Source organism: Pseudomonas sp. P5_A2_2, assembly GCF_054177685.1.
Window position 1 is genome coordinate 1 of record NZ_JBGCUL010000179.1, and the last position, 7,088, is coordinate 7,088.

General features: G+C 61.8%; 5 protein-coding genes and 2 pseudogenes. 1 reads left to right on the forward strand and 6 read right to left on the reverse strand.

The window, feature by feature from the left end; genetic code table 11:
• The 4 genes and pseudogenes from ACXRVY_RS13140 to ACXRVY_RS13155 form a co-directional block, all read right to left on the reverse strand.
• A pseudogene (locus ACXRVY_RS13140) lies at nt 1-161 on the reverse strand (glycosyl hydrolase); the annotation flags it as partial.
• A gap of 181 nt (nt 162-342) precedes the next feature.
• Nucleotides 343-1,701, reverse strand: coding sequence for a DUF1329 domain-containing protein (locus ACXRVY_RS13145; RefSeq protein WP_223460172.1), 1,359 nt, complete (start codon nt 1,699-1,701; stop codon nt 343-345).
• Nucleotides 1,702-1,742: 41 nt separating this feature from the next.
• Entirely contained in the window at nt 1,743-3,746 is a 2,004-nt protein-coding gene (locus ACXRVY_RS13150) for a DUF1302 domain-containing protein (RefSeq protein WP_223460171.1), read from the reverse strand.
• A 124-nt stretch (nt 3,747-3,870) separates the two neighbouring features.
• Nucleotides 3,871-4,437 carry an RBBP9/YdeN family alpha/beta hydrolase gene (locus ACXRVY_RS13155; RefSeq protein ID WP_223460168.1) on the reverse strand — a complete coding sequence of 189 codons (567 nt, stop codon included), beginning with the start codon at nt 4,435-4,437 and terminating at the stop codon, nt 3,871-3,873.
• 356 nt (nt 4,438-4,793) lie between these two features.
• Here ACXRVY_RS13155 and ACXRVY_RS13160 point away from each other — a divergent pair, with 356 nt between their 5' ends.
• The gene (locus ACXRVY_RS13160) at nt 4,794-5,810 is read left to right on the forward strand and encodes an AraC family transcriptional regulator (RefSeq protein ID WP_223460166.1); all 1,017 of its coding nucleotides are present in this window, start codon (nt 4,794-4,796) and stop codon (nt 5,808-5,810) included.
• 179 nt (nt 5,811-5,989) lie between these two features.
• On the opposite strand, the gene ACXRVY_RS13165 is transcribed toward ACXRVY_RS13160, so the two are convergent.
• Nucleotides 5,990-7,000, reverse strand: coding sequence for a YeiH family protein (locus ACXRVY_RS13165; RefSeq protein ID WP_223460164.1), 1,011 nt, complete (start codon nt 6,998-7,000; stop codon nt 5,990-5,992).
• A pseudogene (locus ACXRVY_RS13170) lies at nt 6,997-7,088 on the reverse strand ((2Fe-2S)-binding protein); the annotation flags it as partial. The pseudogene ACXRVY_RS13170 and the gene ACXRVY_RS13165, both read right to left, overlap by 4 nt.

Below are 7,088 nucleotides of genomic sequence, written 5' to 3' on the forward strand. Positions count from 1 at the left end.
GCGCGGGCCATGCCGGACAAAGGGCTGTTGATCGCCAAGGCGCTGACCCTGGCGGGCAGGTCCAGCACATCGACGTAATTGGCCGCCTGGGCGATGCCGTGCGACAGGCCGAGCACGACACCAAACGCCAGCCGCAAAATATTATTTTTATACGAACACATACTGCGTCCTCATCGGAAAACCGCGCCACACCTCGCGCCGTGCAGCTCATGTGGGAGCGAGCCTGCTCGCGATGGACGTTAACGATGACGCGTGCTTTCTGGATGCCCGCGTCGCCCTCTGGTCCATCGCGAGCAGGCTCGCTCCCACAGTGGATCGTGCGAGCGTTTGCTTGCGGTTGGCTTAGCGAATGCCGGCGCCGGCCAGGGATTCCGAAGACCACTGCGCCTTGGAGAGCGGCTCGATGTACTTAATGCCGCCGTAAGGGCCGACTACACCGTTGATGTTGTACGAACCACCGACCAGGTCGTAGATCATGAAGGGCGTCGAATCCGGAACCTGCTTGTCGTAGCTCTGGCTCAGGAAGGCAAACGAACCACGATAGAGCTGACCACGGGCGTCATATTGATCCGAGGCCAGAGCGGTCCAGCTGTCTTCGTCGAGGTAGAAGCGGCGCTTGGCGTAGATGTGACGGGCACCGGCCTTGAGGTTGCCTTCGACGACCCATACACGGTGTTTCTCCCAGCGCACGAAGTCCGGTGCCAGGTGATTGGCCGTGGTCAGCGACTTCGGATCCTGCACGTAGGTCAGCTTGTAGGTGTTGTAGGGCACGATCATTTCCTGCTTGCCGACCAGTTTCCAGTCGTAGCGATCCAGTGCACCGTTGAACACGAACACGTCATCGTAGGTGCCCGCACCGGCGGTACCCGGGTTAGGCGTGTCGTAGGCCAGGCTCGGCGCCAGTTTCACTCGACGCTGGCCCGGCAGGTATTGCCAGGCGCGACGCGGCTGCTGCAACGGGTTGGCGGCGTCCTTGAGCATGATCGCCTCACCGGCCCGGCGCGCAGGGCCGGTGTACGCCAGCTTCATCTGGTAGTACACGTCGGCGCTGCTGATCGGCTGCGAGAGGTTTTCATAGATCGGGTAGGAGATGTTCGCTTGCCCGGTGGTCGCCAGGCTTGGCACACCGGCGGAGTCGACGTTCCAGGAGTCGTACTTGGAGCTGATGCTGACGCCTTGGTAGCGCAACAGGAAGTTCCACATCGCTTCGTTGCCCGTCTGCGGAATCGGGAACGGAATGCCCGGCAGCACGTTGTCGATGGCCAGGCCACCTTCCAGGGATTTGGCGCCGCTGGCGTTCTTCACGCCGTTATCCAGAATCGCTTGAGGCAGCGAAACGGTGCGATGCGTCGGGAACACGTCGACACGGAACGTCGGGAAACGCTTGGCCAGTTCTACCGTGGTCGCTGTGAGCAGGCCCTTGTACTGATCGACGTTCTTGCCGTCGATCACCAGCAGCGGCTTTTCACTGGCAAACGGATCCGGGCGCATGCTGTCGCCGGCCTTGAAGCTCGCCGGCGCAGTGGTCAAGCCACCGTTATAGGCAGGAATGGAACCATCAGCGTTCCCGGCTTTTTCAGCCCCTGCCTGTGTCAGGCTGGTGCCCAGCTTGGCAGCTTCCTGGGTTGAAACAGCGGCCTGTGCCTGGGCGGCAAGGACCATGGCCAGCGAAGCGGCCAACACGGTTTGTGCGAATTTCATCTTGTTATTCTCCTGCTTGCATTGAGCAAATCAGTGGTGAATCAAAAGGTTGTTTTCATCGTCAGGTACACGGCGCCACGGTCCTCAGTCGTGGCACCCCCTCCGGAGAAGGACGAGTAGCCACCGGCGAAACAGGCGTAGTTTTCGTTGCCGCTAAAGGCGTTGGGCGTGGAGCCGTCACCGCCATTCGGGCCGGTACTCACACCGCTGACATTGCATTTTTCGGTTTTGCCGAAGGAGTCCACGTACTTCAGGTCAACGAAGTATTTGTTGTACACAACGGCACCCACGCCCACGGCATAGTTGCCGGTGTCCTTGGCACCGCCACCGGAGACCGGCGACACGCCAGCGAGACCGACGTTGACCGACATCGGCGCGTTGAGGTCGACACCGGGAAACACCTGGTACCAGGTCGGCGTGAAGTTGACCGCGATGCCCCAGTTGTCACGGGTCGGCGCGTCGATGCCGCGATAGCTGTCCTTGCCCTTGTAGAGTGCCGAGTTCTTGTCATCGAGCTTGAGCAGGTTGCTGTAGTACAGCTCGGCAAGCACGGTTGCCTGATCGAACACCGGCGTTTTCGGCAGGGTCATCAGACCGTTGAGCGTCCAGTGCAAGGTGTCACCGGTGGCGCTCATGCTGTCGCCGCGGCTCGGGGTGTCGTAGACCACACCGGTGGCGTCGGTACGTGCAGGCAGCAGACCAAGCCCTTGCCCCAGGCCCAGCGGGCTGCGGGTACTGACGATCGCCGGGATACTGGCCAGCGGCATGTTGTGACGGATGTTCAGGTCCGAACCGACGCTGATCCCGCCCACGTCCTTGGACAGGCTCAGGCCAAGGATCTTGATGTTGTCGGCATAGGCCATCTGATAGGTGGCGGTGTCCAGCGAATTGAGGGTGTTGATCACCGCAGGCACTTGCCCTGCCGGCCGGGTGCCGTTGGGGTTGGCCGAGGTGATGCCCCTGGCGTCCAGAAAGGCTTGCGGCAGGATTTCCGAAGTCTCGCGGTAGTAGACGCCGAGGGTGCCATCGAGCCAGGCCGGTGACCACTTGGCCATGACGCCCCAGTCGCCGCTGCTGCCCGGTGTCAGGTCATGTCCGCGACGCACGTTGGTCAACGCATTGCACGGCGCCAGGCCACAACCCAGCGGACTGCCGGGCACCACGCCATTGGTGTTGCCGAGCAGGAACGATTGCGCACCAAAGCCGACCAGATCGGAACCACCGTAGTAAGTACCGGCTTCCGGCAGACGCGCGGCGTCCCAATCGAGGAAGTACTGGGCACCCACGGTCAGCTCGGGATTGACGGTGAACGACATCGACAACTGGTTACGCGGGACAAACAGTTCCTTGGCTTCGGTGCCCGGCGACGCGGCAAGCTTGGCCAGGTCGAGGCCGGACTGACCATAGCTGACCGAGTGCACCGGGTTGAGAATGGTCTCGCCCCAGAACACGTTGTGCTGACCGGCCTTGACGCTGAACATCGACTCCTCGCCCACTTCGGTGCTGTAGAACACGAAGGCATCGAGGATTTCGCCCGAAGGACCGCTGTAGTAGCGCTGGGCATAGTTGCTCAGGTGCGGGCTGCCATTGCCGACGTTGTCATGGGTCACCCCGGCCAGGCGCGGGTCGTTGGCGATCAGGCCCGAACGCGCATCGTTGCCGTTGACGAACGGGTTGGAATTGGAACCGGTGTTGTCATAGGCCTTGTCGTACCAGCTGGCGGCGCTGACGCGAAAACCCATGGCGTTCTTGTAGACCACATCCATTTCGGTCAACAGGTCGATACGGTTGGTGATGTTGGTGCCGGCCTTGCGGAAGTTGAAGTCGCCGTCGTTGTTGTTCGGCGTTCCCAACATGCGTTTGTCAGCGCTTTCGGTGCGTACGCCGTAGTTGTACTTCACGGTGTTATCCAGACGCGCGGTCCAGTCCGGATTGCCCAGATCGAGCTCGAACCCATGGGCCGTCGGCGCGATGACGGCCAGAATGGCCGAGGCCAGCAAGGTGTAGCGTGCTGCAGTGAAGCCGTGACTCTTATTGTTGTGCATTGCGTTGTCTCCGCCTTTTTGTATTTGTTTTAAGCGCAGCCGCCCTCGCGCAAGCCTCTGTGGGTTTGCGTTTAAGGAATGAGGGCAAATGCCGGTTGGCGTACTGCCAGTCCAGCTCCTTGTACTAGCGATCCAGCTCCTGGATGAGTGCCTCGGCTTGCTGCCAATGGCCAAATCCTGCGGCCGGATTGAGATGGCCGACATCGCCCAGATCGAGCAATTCAGCGCCCCAGCCTTCCGCCATGCGGGTGACCGCAGCAAGACTGGCCAGGTGATCGTTGGTGCTGCCGGTCACGATGCTGCGAAATGGCAGCGGGCCCAGGGGCAGAGGATTCCAGCCCTGGCTACGCAGGGTTTCGGAAGAAGGATAGTTTGCCGGCCAGACCGCATCGAGGTCCGGTGGCGCGGCCAGCAAGGCGCCCTTGATCGGACGGCTGTAGTGCGCAGCCCAGTGCGCGACCATCAGCACGCCGGCGCTGTGGGCCACCAGAATCACGGGCCCGTCGATCTGTTCGAGTTCGTGTTGAATCGCCCGCACACGGGCCATGCAATCGAGTTTGTCGGTCGTAAGCGGCGCAACACTGCGCACGTTGCTCAGCCTGGCGGCAAGCAATGTTTGCCAATGTTCGGCCACGTGCTCGCGCAGACCCGGAACGATCAGAATGGTGGCGGCAGTTTGCAGTTTGTCCACGGTCAACACCTTCGCTTTCTCGATAACTCGACTGGCTGTTTTCGCCAGGGGCTTTTTGTAGGGTCGACATTAAAGAGCGCCCACCCGAAGCGCTTTACATTGGACGTCAGGCACTTTTCTTTTGATGACAAATTGTCGGACAGCAGGACAGCGCGACCGCCGGTCGAAAAATCCCCCAGGTTGGCGCAAGGTCACTGTAATCAACGGATGAGCGCTGATGGCTCCCTGCAGCGTAGAAGATTGGTGACCGGACAGCATGAAAACCATCAACGACATGACAACTGTTCAACTGTTGATACGCTGGATATAGTCGCCACGCTCACGCCAACCGCCATCGGCCCAGGGAAGACTTTCGCATGACCAAGCTTGTTCGCGCCGCTGTCTTGACCAACTACCTGGAGGTCACCCAGTACCTGGGTTTCAACCCACGCGACGTGCTGGCCGCTGTCGGCCTGAGCAGAGCCCAACTGCAAGCCCCTGAACACCGTATCCAGATCGATGCCGCCGTGCGCTTGCTGGAAGACTCGGCCGCCGCCAGCGGCTGCCAGACCTTCGGCCTGAGCATGGCCGAGTCGCGCCAACTCTCGGACTTCGGCGTGGTCAGCCTGCTGCTCAGCCACCAGCGCACCCTGCGCGATGCCTTGCAGGTCGTGGTGGATTATCGGCACCTGATGAACGACTCRCTGGCGATCTTCATCGAAGAGGCCGGCAAGATGGTGATCATTCGCGAAGAGGTGGTCACCGAAACGCCCATGCCCAGCCGCCAGGCCACGGAGCTGGCCATCGGCGTGATGTTCCGGTTGTGCTCGGCCCTGCTCGGCTCGCACTGGCACCCCTACAGCGTCAACTTCATGCACCAGCCACCGGACAACCTGCACCTGCATCGCCGCTTGTTCGGCTGCAACCTGGAGTTCGGCAGCGAGTTCAACGGCATCGTCTGCCCGGACGTCAGCCTCGACATGACCAACCCCAACGCCGACCCGGCCATGGCCCGCTACGCCCAGGGCTACCTCGACTCGCTGCAGAACCACGAAGGCGCCTCGATGCTGTTCGAGGTGCGCAAGGCCATCTACCTGCTGCTGCCCATGGGGCGCGCCACCATCGAACAAGTCGCCCAGAGCCAGGGCATGAACGTGCGCACCCTGCAACGCCGCCTCAAGGACGACGGCTGCGCCTTCAACGACGTGATCAACGACGTGCGCCGCGACCTGGTGCTGCGCTACCTGGACAACCCGAACTACTCCCTCAGCCGCATTGCCGACATGCTTGGCTACTCGATGGCGAGTTCGTTTACGCGATGGTTTATCAGCCAGTTTGGAATGCCGCCGGCGACGTGGCGGGCGCAGAAACAGGCGGGGGCGAAGTCGTCCTGACAGCCCGGCAAAAAAAAACGGCGACTGCTGGCACAGTCACCGAAAGCGCGAAATTAAAATGCAATCCCTGTAGGAGCGAGCCTGCTCGCGATGAGGGAGTGTCAGTCGACATCAATGCTGAATCTCGGACCGCTATCGCGAGCAGGCTCACTCCTACAGGTTTTGTGTCTGGCTGAAGACTAGAGCCCCCAGCGCAGCAACAACAGCACCAGCACCACCAGGAACACCGTCTCCCCCACCATCAGCAGAATCGGTTTGATCCCGACCGCCGCCAGCTCCTTGAGGCGGGTCTTCATGCCCAGGGCACTGATGGAAATCACCAGGCACCAGCGCGACAGTTCGTTGACCGATCCCTGCACCGCAGGCGCTATCCAGCCGGTGCTGTTGATGCAGGCCAGAATCAGAAAGCCGACGGCGAACCACGGCAACAGCGGCGGGCGCTTGCCGGTCGGATCGGCGCCTTGCATGCGGGTGATCATCGCCGCGGTGACGATCACTGGCAGCAGCATGGCAACGCGCATCAGCTTGACCACTGTGGCCGTGTCGCCGGTCTCGGTCGACATGCTGTAGCCGGCGCCGACCACTTGGGCCACGTCGTGGATCGTGGCGCCGAGGAATACGCCTGCGACCTGCGGCGACAACTCCAGCCAGTTGGCGATCATCGGGTAGACGATCATCGCCATCGTCGACAACGCCGAAACACCGATGACCGTGAACAGTGTGGCGCGTTCTTTCTGCGGATGGTTCGGCAGCGCCGCCGCCAGTGCCARGGCCGCCGAGGCGCCGCAGATGGCCGTCGCGCCGCCGGTGAGCATGCCGAACAGGCGCTGGAAACCCAGGGCCTTGGCCGCGACCACCGAAACGCTGATGGTCACCACCACCAGAATCACTACCAGGGCTATCGGCTTCCAGCCCAGCGCCGCCATCTGCTCCAGGGTGATGCGCATGCCCAGCAGCGCCACGCCGATGCGCAGCACCGTGCGCGCAGTGAACTCGATACCGGCCTTGCACGGGCCGTCATCGGCGAGAAAATTCAGGGCCATGCCCAGCAGCAAGGCGAACAGCATGACCGGCGCACCGTAGTGCTCGGACAGGAACGACGCGGCGGCCGCCACGATCAGGCTGACGATAAGCCCCGGTGCCAGTTCGCGCGTGCGACTGTGGATACGGGTAAGAGCAATGGCGCTCATGGCGCGTTCTCCTCGGATGCGATGACGATAAACGCCTGGCCGTCGATGTTCTCGACCGGGTAGTTGGTGACTTTGACCTGGGTGGAAT